The following is a 16,043-nucleotide window of genomic DNA, read 5'->3' on the forward strand; positions in this document are numbered from 1 at the left end:
CCATGTCTCGTCTTTCTCGCCGCACCTTCGTCTGCACCGCTTTCGCCCTCGTGGGCACGGCTTTCGGCCCGCAGGTCCTGGCCGCCGACCCCGTGAAGATCGGCCTGATCACCGCCTTGTCGGGCCAATCGGCGCTCGCCGGCGAATCGATCTCGCGCGGGGTGCAGGTCGCCATCGACGAGATCAACGCCAAGGGCGGCGTGCTGGGCGGACGCAAGCTCGAGCTGGTGCGGCGCGACGACGAAGCCAATCCGGCCAAGGGTGTGGTTGCCGCGCGCGAGCTGATCTACAAGGAGAAGGTCGCCGTGATCATCGGCGGCCTGGATACGCCGGTGTCGATGGCCATCGTGCCGCTCGTCAATCAGGCCAAGGTGCCGTTCATGGGACCGTGGGCCGCCGGCACGCCGATCACGAAGAACGGCGCCAATCCCAACTACGTGTTCCGTGTCTCGGCGGTGGACGAGGTCGTCGACGTCGGCATGGTCGACTACGCGCAGAAGACCTTCAACACGTCGAAGTTCGGCCTCATCATGGTCAACAACCCCTGGGGCGAGTCCAACGAAAAGGGCCTGGTCGCCGCGCTGTCGGCCAAAGGCATGAAGCCGGTCGGCAGCGAGAAGTTCGAGGGCCACGATGTGGATGTGGTGCCGCAGCTCACGCGCCTGAAGGCCGCGGGCGCGGATACGCTTTTCATGGTGGGCAACGTCGGTCCGTCGGCGCAGGTGGTGAAGTCGCTCGACCGCATGGGCTGGAAGGTGCCGGTGGTCTCGCACTGGGGCCCGGCGGGCGGCCGTTTCACGGAGCTGGCCGGCCCGAACGCGAAGAACGTGCACTTCGTCCAGACCTACAGCTTCTTCGGCAAGCAGTCGCCGGTCGGCGAAAAGGTGATCGCCGCCCTCAAGGCCAAGTACCCGGATGTGAAGGGCCCCGAGAACATCACGCCCGCCGTGGGCGTGGCCAATGCCTACGACGCGATGCAGCTCACCGCGCTGGCGATCGAGCGCGCGGGCTCCACCGATGGCGACGCCATCCGTCAGGGTTACTACAAGATCGATAGCTACGACGGCCTGATCAAGCAATACAAGCAACCCTTCACGCCCTCGGTGCATGACGCACTGAGCGAGAAGGACTATGTCTGGGCTCAGTTCATCGATAACCGCATCCTGCCCGTCGGGCTGGCGCAATAACGGCAGCGGGCGGAGAACACCATGCAGTTGCTGGCGGCGCTGATCAGCGGCCTGGGCCTGGGCAGTATGTACGGCCTCATGGCGCTGGGATTCCACATCACCTATTCGGTCTCCGGGACCGTCAACTTCGCGCAGGGCAGCTCGATGATGCTGGGTGCGGTGCTGTGCTTCACCTTCGCCCAGACCCTGGGCTGGGGCATGGCGCCGGCCATCCTGCTGGCGCTGATCTGCTGCGCGCTCTATGGCTTGATTGTCGAGTTCGTCGCGGTGCGGCCGTTCGCATCGCGAGGCTCCAATGCCTGGCTGATGTCCACCGTGGCCCTGGGCATCGTGCTCGACAACGTGGTGATGCACACCTTCGGCAAGGAGCCGCGCAGTCTGCCTTCGCCGCTGGCGGTGTCGCCGATCGAAGTCGCCGGGCTCGGGCTGGGGGTGTACCCGCTGCAATTGCTGATCCCGCTGCTGGGTCTGGCGTTCGCGGCCGCGCTGCATCTGGTGGCGCGCCGCACCCGCTGGGGCATCGCGCTGCTGGCCGTGGTGCAGAACCGAGACGCGGCGCGCCTGATGGGCATTCCGATCAAGCGCGCCGTCGCCGCGGCCTTTGCCGTCTCGACGCTGTTCGCCGGCATCGCCGGCATCCTGATCGCGCCGCTGTTTCACGTGACCGCCGACATGGGCACGCTGTTCGGCCTGAAGGCCTTCGCGGTCGCCATCCTCGGCGGCATCAGCAGCGCCTGGGGCGTCATGCTCGCGGGCCTGATCTTCGGCCTGGCCGAAGCGCTCGTCACCGTCACCCTCGGCTCGGGCTACACGCAGATCATCACATTCGCCCTGGTCATCGCGGTGTTGGCCGCAAGGCCCAACGGCCTGTTCGGACGGGCGGAGGTCAAGAAAGTATGAACGCCAAATCCTTTGCGGCGGGTGCCGCGCTCGTGTCGCTGGCGATCGTGCTGGCGCTCACGCTCAACAGTTACTACGTCTTCGTGCTCGCCAACATCGCGCTCATCGCGATTGTCGGCATCGGCCTGAACGTGCTGCTCGGCCTGACCGGCCAGGTCTCGTTCGGGCACATCGGTTTTTATGCGATCGGCGCCTATACCGTGGCGATCCTCACGACCAAGGCAGGCTGGAGCTTCTGGCCGGCCTGGGCCGCCGGGACGCTGCTCGCCGCCGCGCTGGGCGCCTTGCTCGCATTGCCGGCGCTGCGGGTGAAGGGGCCCTACCTGGCAATGATCACGATCGCCTTCGCCTTCATCGTGCAGCACGCCGCGGTCGAGATGCGCGATCTCACCGGCGGGCAGAGCGGCATCATGGGTATCCTGCCGCCGCAGCTGTGGGCCGGCCTGGGACCGGAGCAGACCGTCGCGATCATTGCGATCATCACGGCGACGCTGGTGCTGGTGGGCTACGCGCTGCTGGCGCGCGGCAGTTGGGGCGCCGCGATGCGCGCCGTGAACGACAGCGAGACGGCCGCACACTCCATCGGTCTGAACCCGCTCGTCATCAAGACGGTGGCCTTCACGCTGTCGGCCGCCGCGGCAGGGCTGGCGGGCGGCCTGTTCGCCCCGCTCTCGAGCTTCGTCACGGCCGAGACCTTCGGCTTCATGCAGTCCATTCTGTTCGTGCTGGTGGTGATCGTGGGCGGCGCGGGCACCGTCGCGGGCCCGATCATCGGCGCGCTCATCGTCGGCGTGCTGCCCGAGTTGCTGGCTTCGCTCGAAGCCTATCGCCTGCTGTTCTTCGGTGCCTTGCTGCTGCTGGTCCTGTGGGTCGCGCCGGATGGCGCGGTCGGGCTGTGGCGCCAGATCGTGCGCCGGGCCGGTCTGGGCGCCGCCGCGGCGGCACCGGGGGCCGCCGCCGCCGCCGCCGCCGCCACCGAGGCCGTGTCGTTGCCGCGCCGTCCGCGCGCCGTGCTGTCGGCGCAGGGGCTGGGCATCACCTTCGGTGGCGTGCGAGCCGTGAGCGATCTGTCGATGAGCGTGCCGGAAGCCGCCGTGACGAGCCTGATCGGCCCCAACGGTGCCGGCAAGACGACCGCACTCAATATGATGAGCGGCTTCTACCGGCCGTCCGCCGGCGGATTCACGCTGGGTTCGCAGGCCCTGGCCGGGCTGCCCGCCTTCCGCATATCGCGCGCCGGTATCGCCCGCACCTACCAGACCTCGCAACTGTTCGGCACCCTCAGCGTCGAAGACAACGTGGTGCTCGCCATGGGACGAGGGCGCCTGGGCGGTCTGTTTTCCGCGGGCCGATTCCATGGCGACGCCGCCCGCGCCCAGGCGCGCGCACTGCTGGCGTTCTGCGGCTACACCGGCTCGCCGGTGCTGCCGGCCGCCGGTCTGGCGCACGTCGACCGCCGGCTGGTCGAGATCGCGCGGGCCCTCGCCACCGATCCCGACGTGCTGCTGCTCGACGAGCCGGCCGCCGGCCTGTCGCGCGAGGACAAGGACAGGCTCGCCGCGCTGTTGCGTCGCATCGCCGACGCCGGCGTGGGCGTGGCGCTGGTCGAGCACGACATGGCGCTCGTCATGGCGATTTCCGATCAACTGGTCGTGCTCGATGCGGGGCGGCGTCTTGCCGTGGGTACGCCGGCGCAGGTGCAGAACGACCCCGCCGTGAAGCAGGCCTATCTGGGCGAGTCGCTCGAGGCCCAGGCGCCCGTGCAGCGCGAACCGCGCCCGGCCGGACCGGAGCTGCTCGGCGTCGCCGACCTGGTGGCGGGCTATGGCGCCGAACCGGTGTTGCACGGCATCAGCCTGCAGGTCCGGGCCGGCGAGATGGTCGCGCTGCTGGGCGCCAACGGCGCGGGCAAATCCACGCTGATGCGCACGCTCGCGGGCCTGCACCGCAGCCAGTCCGGCGCGATGCATATCGATGGTCACGAGCTCGAGGGCAGGGCGGCCGAGGACATCGTCGGCCTGGGTCTGGTGCTCGTGCCCGAGGGCCGGCAGGTGTTCCCCGAGCTGTCGGTGCTCGACAACATCCGGCTCGGCGCCTTCCTGGACCCGCGCGATCGCGAGGCCCGCGTCGAGAGCATGCTGCAGCGGTTCCCGCGCCTGCGCGAGCGCCTGCACCAGCGCGCGGGCCTGCTGTCGGGCGGTGAGCAGCAGATGCTGGCCGTGGCGCGCGGGCTCATGAGCCGGCCGCGCGTGCTGCTGCTGGACGAGCCCTCGCTCGGGCTCGCGCCCAAGGTGATCGCCGAGCTCTTCTCCGCCCTCGACCGGCTGCGCAACGAAAACATGACGATCCTGCTGGTCGATCAGATGGCGGGCCTGGCCCTGGCGCTGGCGGATCGCGCCTACGTCGTCGAAGGCGGACATGTCGTGGCGCAGGGCTCGGCGGCGGAGATCGCGGCGAACGACGAATTGGCCAATGCCTACCTGGGCGGTCACGCCTGACTACAATCGGCGGATGACGCTCAAACAGCTCGAAGCCTTTTACTGGGCCGCCACTTGCGCGAGTTTCGCGGTGGCGGCCGATCGCCTCCATCTGTCGGTCTCTTCGCTGTCCAAGCGCATCGGCGAGCTCGAGGAAGCCCTCGGTCAGGTTCTGTTCGACCGCTCCGGCCATAGGGCGGTGCTGACGTCGGCCGGGGAACGCCTGGTGCCGCAGGCGCGCGACCTGCTCGCCTCGGCCGATGGCATCCGCGCCTCGATGGCCGCGCAGCACGAGCTCGCGGGCCGCTGCCGTTTCGGCGTGGGCGAGCTCAGCGCGCTGACCTGGTTGCCGGCTTTCATCGGGCGTGTGCGCCAAGCCTATCCGGCCTTGGCGCTCGAGCCTTACGTGGATATCGGCCAGGTGCTCGAGCGCCGCGTGGCCGACGGCGAACTCGATTTCGCCGTGATCGCCGGACGTTCCTCCCGCAGCGGCATCGTCTCGGTGCCGGCCGGCGAGGCGGCATTCGCCTGGGTCGGCGCGCCGCGGCTGGTGGGCGATGCCAACGTGCTCACCTCCGAGCTGCTGCGGCAGAGTCCGCTCATCACCTTGCCGGATGGTGCCGGCACGCACCGGGTCCTCGAACCCTGGCTCGACAGTCTCGGGCCGGCCGAGCAACGGCTGTCCTGCAACAACTGGGGCGCCATTGTCGGCATGCTGATCGAAGGCGCCGGCATCGGGCTGCTGCCGCGGCAGTGGGCGCAGGCCTTGCAGGCGCAGGGCCGGCTGCATGTGCTGACCAGCGATCCCGCGCCGGCCGCGTTGCCGTACAGCGTGCAGTACCGGCGCGACGATGCGCGAGCGCTGGTGCAAAAAATGCAGGCGGCCGTGCTGGCGAGCCTGGACTTCACGGCGCCTTGTCACATCCCGTAGCGCCGTTTGCATCTCGATGGCATGCCGAAGCCTCGCCAGACCCGTCCGCGGCTTGCGGGTGGCGCAGGGGCACGCTATTTTAGGTTCATGACACAAGCCCTGCCGACCGGCTCAGCGCCGGCCCGCTCCCTGAGCGGCAACGAACCCTTCTTCATCGTCCTCAACACCGGATCCGGTCGCGAAGACGCCTCGGTCACGCGCGAGACGATCTCGCGCATCCTCGACGAGGCCGGACGCCGCCATCGGATCATCGCCATCGACTCGGGCGCCGAGCTGCCGAAGGCGGCGCGCGAAGCCCTCGAGGCGGCGCGGGCCGAAAACGGCGTGGTGGTCGCGGCCGGCGGCGACGGCACGCTCAACGCGGTCGCCAGTGTGGTGCTCGGCTCGGGCGTGCCGTTCGGCATCCTGCCGCAGGGCACGTTCAACTTCTTCGGCCGGGCGCATGGCATCTCGCAAGACACCGAGGCCGCGACCCGGGCGCTGCTCGAGGCCCGCATCGAAGAGGTGCAGGTGGGCATGCTCAACGGCAATGCCTTCCTGATCAACGCCAGCGTGGGTCTCTACCCGCAGTTGCTCGAAGACCGCGAGGCCTATAAGCAGCGCTATGGCCGCAGCCGCCTGGTGGCGCTCTGGTCGGGCCTGGTCACCCTGTTCCGGCCGCATCGCCAGTTGCGCATCACGCTCGAACGCGATGGCGAAGAGCGTCTGCTGCGCACGCCCACGGTCGTGGTCGGCAACAACACCCTGCAGCTCGAGCGCATCGGCATCGCCGAAGCGCCGGCCACGCGCCAGGGCAAGCTGGTGGCCATGACGGTTCGGCCCGTCGGCACGCTGGCCTTGTATGGTCTGTTGCTTAGCGGGCTGTTCAGCCGGCTCGGCGAAGCCGACCAGGTCATCAGCTTTGCGTTCGACAAGCTCAGCATCGGGCTGGGACGCAAGGTGCGCAAGGTGAAGGTCGCCATGGACGGCGAAATCACCTGGTTGCAGACGCCGCTGGTCTTCGAAGTGGCGCGTGATCGCCTGCCTCTGCTGGTGCCGCCGCCCGAACAGCGGCTGGAGCCGGCATGACCCGGTTGTTGCATATATCGGATACGCATTTCGGCACGACTGTCGAACCCGTGGTGAAAGCCGTGCAACGGCTGGTCGCCGAATGGCAGCCCGAAGTGGTGCTGCTGGGAGGCGACATCACGCAGCGCGCACGACGTCACCAGTTCGCGCTGGCGCGCACCTTCGTGCAGAGCCTTGGCCGGCCGGTCCTGGCGGTGCCCGGCAACCACGACATGCCGCTCTACAATCTCTTTGCGCGCCTGCTCAATCCCTATGGCAACTATCGGCGCGCGCTCGGTGCGACGCTCGAGCCGGTGTTCGACAACGATCAGGTGCTCGCCATCGGCGTCAACAGCACGCGGCCGCATCGTCACAAGGATGGTGAGGTGTCGGCCGACCAGGTGCAGCGCGTGGCGCAACGCCTGCGCGGCGCACGGCGGGGCCAGCTGCGCATCGTGCTCATGCACCATCCGGTGCGCGCGGTCGAAGAGAGCGACACGGCCAACCTGCTGATCGGTCGCGAGCGGGCCGTACCGGCCTGGGTCGATGCGGGCGTTGACCTGATCCTGGGCGGGCACATCCACCTGCCATACGTCGTGCCGCTGTTCGGATCGCAAGGTCAGAAGGGGCGCGGCGCCTGGGCCGTGCAGGCCGGCACGGCCACGTCCTGGCGTGTGCGGGGCAGCGTGCCCAATTCGCTCAACCTGATCGAATACGCCGGCGACGAGCAGGCCGACGCCTGCATGGTCGAGCGTTGGGACTTCGACGCCGCCACCGAGGCGTTCGCCCGTGCGGCGGCCCATCCGCTGATTTTGCATCGCCCGGACTGAACCCCGGGCGGCCCTACGGGTCGATACTGAATGAACGAATACGCTATCTGGGTCGCGGCCCATCCCTGGTTGATCCTGTTGGGCGTCCCGGCGCTGGGCGGTCTCGCGGCCGCGGCCGCCTGGCAATTGCTGATCGGCCTGCCGACCGGGCGTCGTCGCACCGGCGTCTTTCTTGCCATGGCCGGCGTGGCCGGCCTGGTGTTTTTCGGGCTCGCGCTGGCGGTGCGCCAGGAGGGCGGGCTCGTCGTCTTCGATGTGGCGCTGGCCCAGGCGCTCAGCCTCGCCATGCCCACCGCGTTGCTGTGGCTGATGTCGTGGTTCACGCATTTCGGCGACCGCAATCTGCTCACGGTGCTGGCGATCGCCATCGTCCTCGGCTTGCTCTGGCGGCGTCGGTTCATCCTGGCGGCGGGCGGCGTGGCCGCCATGGCCGGGGGCGGCGCGCTCAACTGGATTCTCAAGCACACCTTCGAGCGCGTTCGACCCGAGCACACGCATGGCTTCGTCGAGGCCTCGGGCTGGAGTTTTCCGAGCGGTCATGCCTCCGCGGCGATGGCCGTGTATGGATTCTCCTGCTACCTGCTGCTGCGGGCGCTGGCCCCGCGCTGGCGCGTGGTCTGCGTGGCCGGCACGGCGGTGCTGATCGCCGCGATCGGCGTGAGCCGCGTGCTCCTGCAGGTGCACTTCCTGAGCGACGTTGCCGCCGGCTTTGCGGTAAGCGCGTTGTGGCTGGCGGTGTGCGTGGCCGGCACCGAACGCGCGCTCAGGCTCCGGGCCGCCCGATAAGCGCCAGCCAACCCGCGGGATCCGGCGCGGGCGTCGCGTAGCCGGCGCCCGCGCTGCGCAGCGCGTGGGCCAGCCTTTGCGCCCACTGCGCGTCGAGCGGATGCAGGTCGATGACGAGCTTGCCCGCCAGATCGGCATTGACCGCACCATCGCTGTAGCGCGCCAGCGTGCGGTCCACCTCGTGACCATCGCGCAGGGCCAGCACGATCACGTCCGACTCGCGCAAGGCCTCTTCCACCGAGAGCGCCAGGGTGGCGAGCCCGCGAAACGCCTCGCAGCGCGCGCCGTCGCGGTCATACACCGTGAGCGGCAGGTCGGGGCGGCTGGCCGCCACCTGCCGTGCGGCCGCGCAGCCCGCTTCGTCGAGACCGATCACGCTCACGCCGTGCGCAACGAGGAAGCCGTCGGGTGCCTGGAATGGACGGAGGGCGCTCATGAGCGAGGCACCGACCAGGTGCTCACCACGTGGGCGAGCGGGGTGTCGTCGTCCGGCGCATGCAACGTGGCTTCGCCCACGCACAGGCGGCCCACCTTCAGCAGACGCGCATCCGCCACGATGGCGCCCGCGGGGCTGCCACGCAAGAAATTGATCGTCAGGCTGGTCGTGACGGCGCCGGGCTCGCCCGTGGCGCCCACCACCGCGGCGTAGGTCACGAGATCGGCCAGGCTCATGAGCATCGGACCGGCCACCACGCCGCCCAGCCGCTGATGCGTCGGCCGCGGCGGCAGGATGGCGCGCGCCGTGCCAGGGCCGATCTCCGTCACCTCGATGCCCAGCACCGCCGAGAACGGATGTTGATCGCGCAACAACACGGCAAACTCGGCCGGCGTGATGCGGGCCACCGGCGAGGCAGGCTCTGCGGCAGGCGAGGGGGCGGTGCGGGGGCTGTCCATCAGCGTTGCTCCAGGCTCGTGCAGTAATGATCCAGCAGCGTTTCGGCGTGCTGATCGAGGGATTTCAGGCGGCGGGTGTGGTGCAGAAGCAGCAGACCCATCAGGTACGTGAAGGTCGTCATCTGTTCGAGCGCCACGCGCGGCGCGGGCCAGTCGCGCGTGCGCGCGAGACCCTGGCCCAGCAACGCCACACACTGACTCAGGCGGGCATTCAGGCGCCCGTCCATCTCGCGGCCCAGCCCATGCGGCGCCAGGCCGCGATAGAGATAGAGCCCGAGCGAAAAATCGGTGGGACGATCCGCGTAGTAGCCGAAGAACGCCCGCACCACGCCGCGCGCGGCCTGCGGACCTGGGCTGGCCTGCAGCGCATCGGACAAGTAGCCATGCAGACGGTCGAGTGACTCGGCCAGCAATTCGCCGTAGATGGCCTCCTTGCCGTCGAACCACGGGTAGATCGCGCCGGTCGTGCATCCCGCTTCCTTGGCGATGGCGCGGATGGTCGTGGCTTCGAGCCCGTCGCGGCCGAACACCCGCTCGGCCGCATCCAGAATGATCCGGCGGCGCAGGGCGGTGATGCGGTCGGCGCGTGGCGTGGGCGGGGAGGGAGGCGTATTCATGGGATCCGTCGGGCGCGCCATTTTCATAGCGTTGATATCAGGCGATAACAGCGTTATCAGCATACGAGGATTTTCCCGCCAGCGGCTTGTGAGCTAAAAAGTCGGACGAGCGTTGCCTAGGGTTAGCCCGGTGGCTCTATGAAGTAAGGGGGACGGGATGTTGCAAGTTCCCAACAATGCTGCTGTAAAGCGCGAGTTTTCTGGCCCTGACCATAGCCAGTCCACGGGATTTTTGATGCAATAGCGTCAACTTCCCTTCGCGGAGTTAGGGGGGCGGCAGGCCAGAATTTGCTGTGTTGCTGCTCTTTGTCACTCAAATCAACGGAGATTTCTTAAATGAAAAAGACTCTGCTCGCTGCCGCCCTGCTCGCCGGTTTCGCCGGTGTTGCCCAGGCGGAAACGTCGGTCACGCTGTACGGCATCATCGACACCGGTATCGGCTACAACAAGCTCGACATCGATGGCTACAAGCACAGCCGCGTCGGCATGATCAACGGCGTGCAAAACGGTTCGCGCTGGGGTCTGCGTGGTCGTGAAGATCTGGGTGATGGCCTGCGCGCCGTGTTCCAACTCGAGTCGGGCTTCGATTCGAGCACTGGTAACTCCGCCCAAGGTGGCCGCCTGTTCGGTCGTCAAGCTACCGTCGGTCTGGCCAGCGACTCCTGGGGTCAAATCGACTTCGGTCGCCAAACCAACATCGCGTCGAAGTACTTCGGCTCGATCGATCCGTTCGGCGCCGGCTTCGCACAAGCCAACATCGGCCACGCCTTCAGCGCTGCCAACACCAACCGCTACGACAACATGGTCATGTATCAGACCCCGTCGTTCAGCGGCTTCCAGTTCGGTGCTGGCTACTCGTTCAACGTCGCTGGTTCGGGCAACTTCGCCACGAACGACAACGTCCGCGGCATCACCACCGGTCTGCGCTACGTTAACGGCCCGCTGAACATCGCTGCCACGTTCGACCAACTGAACCCCGTTCACAGCAGCGACGAAGGCGCAACGCCGCGTTCGTGGGCTGTTGGCGGTAGCTACGACTTCGAAGTCGTGAAGCTGGCTCTGGCCTACGCTCGCACGACCGACGGCTGGTTCGCTGGTCAAGGTCCTGGCGCCCCCACCGGCGGCGTCCCGGGCACCACGTCCTACCCGACGTACTCGTTCGCTGACGGCTTCAAGGCCAACAGCTACATGGTCGGCCTGTCGGCCCCGATCGGCGGTGCTTCGAGCCTGTTCGGTTCGTGGCAGCGTATCGACCCGAGCAACGACAACCTGACCGGCGGCGATTCGACCTCGAACGTCTTCTCGCTGGGTTACACCTACGACCTGTCCAAGCGCACCAACCTGTACGCTTACGGTTCGTACGCCAAGAACGCACTGTTCATCGACGATGCTAAGAGCACCGCCGTGGGCGTGGGCGTTCGCCACCGCTTCTAATCACGGGTGGGGCGCAAGCCTCGCTGTGTGACCAAAAAGCGCACGGACAGTCCTTCGCCCTGTCCGTGAAAAAAGCCACCCGAAAGGGTGGCTTTTTCATTGTTGGAACACTGAATTCAAGGCGTAGAGTTCAGCCGAGAGTAACCGCGCAAATGCTACAATCTGAAGGTTTGCGCTTTTGACGGACGTCTGAATGAATCTGCAACAGTATTTTCCCGTCCTGCTGTTTATCGCAGTGGCCACAGCAATTGGCTTCGCGCTGATCACGGCAGGTTCCTTGCTCGGACCGCGGCGTCCGGATCCTCAAAAGCTCTCGCCCTACGAGTGCGGTTTCGAGGCCTTCGAAGACGCGCGTATGAAGTTCGACGTGCGCTACTACCTCGTGGCCATCCTCTTCATCCTGTTCGATCTGGAAATCGCCTTTTTGTTCCCGTGGGCGATCGCACAGGGCACCGTGGGCCTCGTCGGCTTCTGGACGGTCATGGTTTTCCTCGCCGTGCTGACGGTCGGCTTCATCTACGAATGGAAAAAGGGCGCGCTGGATTGGGAGTGATGCACCTCGCATCCTTCTGGCACGCTAGCAGAGACGAATATGGCAATTGACGGCATTCTCAAGCAAGGCTTCATCACCACCAGCGCCGACAAGTTCATCAACTGGGCCAAGACCGGTTCGATGTGGCCCATGACCTTCGGTCTGGCCTGTTGCGCGGTCGAGATGATGCACGCGGGCGCGGCCCGCTACGACCTCGACCAATTCGGCATCATCTTCCGCCCGAGTCCGCGTCAGTCCGATTTGATGATCGTGGCTGGCACGCTGTGCAACAAGATGGCCCCGGCACTGCGCAAGGTCTATGACCAGATGCCCGAGCCGCGCTGGGTGGTTTCCATGGGCTCCTGTGCCAATGGCGGCGGTTACTACCACTACTCGTATTCGGTGGTGCGTGGCTGCGACCGCATCGTGCCTGTCGACGTCTACGTGCCGGGTTGTCCGCCCACCGCCGAGGCGCTGGTCTATGGTCTGCTGCAAATGCAGAACAAGATCCGCCTGACCAACACGATTGCGCGCTGATTCGTCCGCGGACAGCGCGGCGGGCTGAGGCCTGCCTGCGCGCGGCGAAGCAGTGTATCGGTTTACCTATGCGTACAAGATGATGACCAGGCTCGAAACCCTGAAAAACAATTTGCAAGCCACGCTCGGCCAGGATATCGCCCTGACCGAACACATCGGCGAGCTCACGCTCGAAGTTGCGGCCGACCAATGGCTCACGGTGTGCAACAAGCTGCGTACCGAGCCGTCGCTGCATTTCGAAAGCTGTCTCGACCTGTGTGGCGTCGATTACCTCACCTGGGGTAATGGCTCGCGCGCCGCGCAAGCCGACGACAAGGCCGGCCCGCAGCGCGGCCGTTTCGCGGTGGTGATCCATCTGATCTCCATCGAACACAACTGGCGCCTGCGCGTGCGCACCTTCGCCGCCGACGACGAGTTCCCGATGGTCTCGTCGCTGCTCGAGTGCTGGCCCGGCGTCAACTGGTACGAGCGCGAAGCGTTCGACCTCTACGGCATCGTGTTCGAAGGCCATCCCGACCTGCGCCGCATCCTGACCGACTACGGTTTCATCGGCCACCCGTTCCGCAAAGACTTCCCGCTGTCGGGCACCGTCGAAATGCGCTACGACCCCGAACAGAAGCGCGTCATTTACCAGCCGGTCACCATCGATCCGCGTGAAATCACGCCGCGGGTGGTGCGTGAAGACTCTTACGGCATGGGGCGTTAATCATGGCAGAAATCAAGAACTACACGCTCAACTTCGGCCCTCAGCATCCGGCCGCGCACGGCGTGCTGCGCCTGGTGCTCGAGCTCGACGGCGAAGTGATCCAGCGCGCCGATCCCCATATCGGCCTGCTGCACCGCGCCACCGAAAAGCTGGCCGAACACAAGACCTACATCCAGGCGCTGCCCTACATGGATCGCCTGGACTACGTGTCCATGATGTGCAACGAGCACGCGTATGTCATGGCCATCGAGAAGCTGCTGGGCATCGAAGCGCCGCTGCGTGCGCAGTACATCCGTGTGATGTTCGATGAGATCACCCGCATCCTGAATCACCTGATGTCGCTCGGCTCGCACGCCCTCGACGTGGGCGCGATGGCGGTGTTCCTCTATGCCTTCCGCGAACGCGAAGACCTGATGGACTGCTACGAAGCCGTCTCGGGCGCGCGCATGCACGCGGCCTACTATCGTCCGGGCGGTGTCTACCGCGACCTGCCCGAAACGATGTCGCAGTACGGCGAAAGCAGCAAGTACCGTGGCGACAAGGAACTGCGCGTCATGAACGACGCCCGTTCGGGTTCGCTGCTCGACTTCATCGAAGACTTCACCAATCGTTTCCCGGCCTGTGTCGACGAATACGAAACGCTGCTGACCGACAACCGCATCTGGAAGCAACGTCTGGTGGGCATCGGCGTGGTCGATCCCGATCGCGCCAAGGCCCTGGGCTTCACCGGCCCGATGCTGCGTGGTTCGGGCGTGGCCTGGGATCTGCGCAAGACCCAGCCTTACGAAGTCTACGATCTGATGGATTTCGACGTGCCCGTGGGCGTGAACGGCGACTGCTACGACCGCTACCTGGTCCGCGTGGCCGAGTTGCGCGAGAGCAACCGCATCATCCGCCAGTGCATCGAGTGGCTGCGCAACAATCCCGGCCCCGTCATGGTCGAGAACCACAAGGTCGCACCGCCCAGCCGCACCGCCATGAAAACCAACATGGAAGAGCTGATTCACCACTTCAAGCTCTTCACCGAAGGTTTCCACGTGCCGCCGGGCGAGTCTTACGCCGCGGTGGAACACCCGAAGGGCGAGTTCGGCATCTACATGGTGTCGGACGGTGCCAACAAACCCTACCGCCTGAAGATTCGGGCGCCTGGCTTTGCTCACCTGCAATCGCTGGACGAAATGGCTCGCGGCCACATGATCGCCGACGCCGTGACCATCATCGGTACGCAGGACATCGTTTTCGGCGAGATCGACCGCTGATCCGTCAGTCTAGAGCGCCCGCATAAATCCGGATTCAAACTATGCTGCTTTCCGCACAGGCCTACCAGAAAATCGACCGAGAACTGGCCAAGTTCCCGGCCGACCAACGGCAGTCGGCCATCATGGCTTCGCTTGCCATCGCGCAAGAAGAGAAGGGCTGGTTGCCTGCCGAAATCCTCGAAGACGTGGCCAAGTACATCGGCGTCCCGCCCATCGCGGTCCAGGAAGTCGCCACGTTCTACAACATGTTCGACGTCAAGCCCGTCGGCCAACACAAGATCGCAGTGTGCACCAATCTGCCCTGTGCCTTGCGTGATGGCGAGCGCGCTGGCGAATACCTCAAGCGCAAGCTCGGGGTCGAGTACCGTGAAACGACCGCCGACGGCAAATTCACCCTGATCGAGGGCGAGTGCATGGGCGCCTGCGGCGATTCGCCGGTCGTCATCGTGAACAACAAGCATATGTGCGTGCGCATGACCGAAGAAAAGCTCGACGCGCTGGTCGACGGCCTGAAGGCGCAAGGAGAGTCGGCATGAACGCGCCGGAACTGTACAAGCAACTGGCTCAGGGCCTGGACCCCAATCCGGGCCAGGATCTGTCGCGCTCGATGGTCTTCCACGGCCGTCACATCCAGCCGCAGATCATGGCCGATGTCGATGGCGAGAACTGGCGTCTGGCCGAGTACGTCAAGCGTGGCGGCTATGAGGCCCTGCGCAAGATCCTGACCACGGGCATGAAGCCCGAAGACGTGATCGCAGAGGTCAAGGCCTCGGGTCTGCGTGGTCGCGGCGGCGCCGGCTTCCCGACCGGCCTGAAGTGGAGCTTCATGCCGCGCGCGTTCCCGGGTCAGAAGTACCTCGTCTGCAACTCCGACGAAGGCGAACCCGGCACGTTCAAGGATCGCGACATCCTGCGCTTCAATCCCCACATCGTGATCGAAGGCATGGCGATCGCCGCCTACGCCATGGGGATCAGCGTCGGCTACAACTACATCCACGGTGAAATCTTCGAAGTGTACGAACGCTTCGAAGAGGCCCTCGAAGAGGCGCGCGCCGCCGGCTTCCTGGGCGACAAGATCCTGGGTTCCGACTACAACTTCCAGCTGCACGCCTTCCATGGCTACGGCGCCTACATCTGCGGCGAAGAAACCGCGCTGCTGGAGTCGCTCGAAGGCAAGAAGGGCCAGCCGCGCTTCAAGCCGCCGTTCCCGGCGAGCTTCGGCCTGTACGGCAAGCCCACCACGATCAACAACACCGAGACCTTCGCGGCGGTGCCCTGGATCATCCGCAATGGCGGCCAGGCCTACCTCGAAGTCGGCAAGCCGAACAACGGCGGCACCAAGCTGTTCTCGATCACCGGCGACGTCGAACGTCCCGGCAACTACGAGATTCCGCTGGGCACGCCGTTCTCGACCCTGCTCGAACTGGCAGGCGGCATGCGCGGTGGCAAGAAGCTCAAGGCCGTCATTCCGGGGGGCTCCAGCGCTCCGGTGCTGCCGGCCGACATCATGATGGAATGCACGATGGACTATGACTCCATCTCCAAGGCCGGCTCCATGCTGGGCTCGGGTGCCGTCATCGTGATGGACGAAACGCGTTGCATGGTGAAGTCGCTGCTGCGTCTGTCGTACTTCTACTTCGAAGAAAGCTGCGGTCAGTGCACGCCGTGCCGTGAAGGCACGGGCTGGCTCTACCGCATGGTGCATCGCATCGAGAAGGGCCAGGGCCGTCCGGAAGATCTGGACATGCTCGACAACGTGGCCGCCAACATCATGGGCCGCACGATCTGCGCGCTCGGTGATGCCGCCGCCATGCCCGTTCGCAGCTTCATCAAGCATTTTCGCGACGAATTCGCGCACCACATCGAGCACAAGTCTTGTGTGGTCCCGCAATATCTGTAGGTCTCA

General features: G+C 66.0%; 17 protein-coding genes. 14 read left to right on the top strand and 3 right to left on the bottom strand.

What is annotated here, in order from left to right; translation table 11 throughout:
- Window positions 1-2 precede the first annotated feature (2 nt).
- From CEK29_RS05685 to CEK29_RS05715, 7 genes are all read left to right on the top strand, one after another.
- Window positions 3-1,187, top strand: coding sequence for an ABC transporter substrate-binding protein (locus CEK29_RS05685; RefSeq protein WP_094857554.1), 1,185 nt, complete (start codon window positions 3-5; stop codon window positions 1,185-1,187).
- Window positions 1,188-1,208: 21 nt separating this feature from the next.
- On the top strand, window positions 1,209-2,087 hold the full coding sequence (locus CEK29_RS05690) for a branched-chain amino acid ABC transporter permease (RefSeq protein WP_094799631.1): 879 nt from the start codon (window positions 1,209-1,211) through the stop codon (window positions 2,085-2,087).
- A complete protein-coding gene (locus tag CEK29_RS05695; protein ID WP_094857555.1) occupies window positions 2,084-4,585 on the top strand; it encodes a branched-chain amino acid ABC transporter ATP-binding protein/permease in 2,502 nt (833 codons plus the stop codon). The genes CEK29_RS05690 and CEK29_RS05695 overlap by 4 nt, the downstream gene beginning before the upstream one ends.
- 13 nt (window positions 4,586-4,598) lie before the next feature.
- The gene (locus tag CEK29_RS05700; protein ID WP_094857593.1) at window positions 4,599-5,495 is read left to right on the top strand and encodes a LysR family transcriptional regulator; all 897 of its coding nucleotides are present in this window, start codon (window positions 4,599-4,601) and stop codon (window positions 5,493-5,495) included.
- Between the two features lie 87 nt (window positions 5,496-5,582).
- Window positions 5,583-6,563 carry a diacylglycerol/lipid kinase family protein gene (locus CEK29_RS05705; protein WP_094799629.1) on the top strand — a complete coding sequence of 327 codons (981 nt, stop codon included), beginning with the start codon at window positions 5,583-5,585 and terminating at the stop codon, window positions 6,561-6,563.
- A complete protein-coding gene (locus tag CEK29_RS05710) occupies window positions 6,560-7,372 on the top strand; it encodes a metallophosphoesterase family protein (protein ID WP_094799628.1) in 813 nt (270 codons plus the stop codon). Before CEK29_RS05705 ends, CEK29_RS05710 begins: the two co-directional genes overlap by 4 nt.
- A 30-nt stretch (window positions 7,373-7,402) precedes the next feature.
- Window positions 7,403-8,158: a phosphatase PAP2 family protein gene (locus CEK29_RS05715; RefSeq protein WP_094799627.1), complete on the top strand. Its 756-nt coding sequence runs from the start codon at window positions 7,403-7,405 to the stop codon at window positions 8,156-8,158.
- Here the strand turns inward: CEK29_RS05715 and CEK29_RS05720 are convergent.
- The 3 genes from CEK29_RS05720 to CEK29_RS05730 are packed head-to-tail and all read right to left on the bottom strand — an operon-like array spanning window position 8,136 to window position 9,669.
- Window positions 8,136-8,594 carry an NAD(P)-binding domain-containing protein gene (locus tag CEK29_RS05720; RefSeq protein WP_094799626.1) on the bottom strand — a complete coding sequence of 153 codons (459 nt, stop codon included), beginning with the start codon at window positions 8,592-8,594 and terminating at the stop codon, window positions 8,136-8,138. The genes CEK29_RS05715 and CEK29_RS05720 overlap by 23 nt on opposite strands.
- A complete protein-coding gene (locus tag CEK29_RS05725; RefSeq protein WP_094799625.1) occupies window positions 8,591-9,052 on the bottom strand; it encodes a PaaI family thioesterase in 462 nt (153 codons plus the stop codon). The genes CEK29_RS05720 and CEK29_RS05725 overlap by 4 nt, the downstream gene beginning before the upstream one ends.
- Complete coding sequence (locus CEK29_RS05730; protein WP_094857594.1) at window positions 9,052-9,669, bottom strand: TetR/AcrR family transcriptional regulator; 618 nt, start codon at window positions 9,667-9,669, stop codon at window positions 9,052-9,054. Before CEK29_RS05730 ends, CEK29_RS05725 begins: the two co-directional genes overlap by 1 nt.
- Before the next feature lie 336 nt (window positions 9,670-10,005).
- Here CEK29_RS05730 and CEK29_RS05735 point away from each other — a divergent pair, with 336 nt between their 5' ends.
- The 7 genes from CEK29_RS05735 to nuoF all read left to right on the top strand — a co-directional run bounded on the left by CEK29_RS05735 (window position 10,006) and on the right by nuoF (window position 16,037).
- On the top strand, window positions 10,006-11,103 hold the full coding sequence (locus CEK29_RS05735) for a porin (RefSeq protein WP_094857556.1): 1,098 nt from the start codon (window positions 10,006-10,008) through the stop codon (window positions 11,101-11,103).
- Between the two features lie 193 nt (window positions 11,104-11,296).
- Window positions 11,297-11,656 carry an NADH-quinone oxidoreductase subunit A gene (locus CEK29_RS05740; protein ID WP_094799623.1) on the top strand — a complete coding sequence of 120 codons (360 nt, stop codon included), beginning with the start codon at window positions 11,297-11,299 and terminating at the stop codon, window positions 11,654-11,656.
- A 39-nt stretch (window positions 11,657-11,695) separates the two neighbouring features.
- The gene (locus CEK29_RS05745) at window positions 11,696-12,172 is read left to right on the top strand and encodes a NuoB/complex I 20 kDa subunit family protein (protein ID WP_066132774.1); all 477 of its coding nucleotides are present in this window, start codon (window positions 11,696-11,698) and stop codon (window positions 12,170-12,172) included.
- A 79-nt stretch (window positions 12,173-12,251) separates the two neighbouring features.
- A complete protein-coding gene (locus CEK29_RS05750) occupies window positions 12,252-12,878 on the top strand; it encodes an NADH-quinone oxidoreductase subunit C (RefSeq protein ID WP_170948447.1) in 627 nt (208 codons plus the stop codon).
- Window positions 12,879-12,880: 2 nt separating this feature from the next.
- Window positions 12,881-14,137: an NADH-quinone oxidoreductase subunit D gene (locus CEK29_RS05755; protein WP_094799621.1), complete on the top strand. Its 1,257-nt coding sequence runs from the start codon at window positions 12,881-12,883 to the stop codon at window positions 14,135-14,137.
- A gap of 41 nt (window positions 14,138-14,178) precedes the next feature.
- Complete coding sequence (gene nuoE, locus CEK29_RS05760; RefSeq protein ID WP_094799620.1) at window positions 14,179-14,673, top strand: NADH-quinone oxidoreductase subunit NuoE; 495 nt, start codon at window positions 14,179-14,181, stop codon at window positions 14,671-14,673.
- Window positions 14,670-16,037, top strand: coding sequence for an NADH-quinone oxidoreductase subunit NuoF (gene nuoF, locus CEK29_RS05765; RefSeq protein ID WP_094799619.1), 1,368 nt, complete (start codon window positions 14,670-14,672; stop codon window positions 16,035-16,037). The genes nuoE and nuoF overlap by 4 nt, the downstream gene beginning before the upstream one ends.
- Window positions 16,038-16,043 lie beyond the last annotated feature (6 nt).

Origin of the sequence: Bordetella genomosp. 5 (genome assembly GCF_002261475.1) — a bacterium.
In the GTDB taxonomy this organism is placed as follows: domain Bacteria; phylum Pseudomonadota; class Gammaproteobacteria; order Burkholderiales; family Burkholderiaceae_B; genus Bordetella.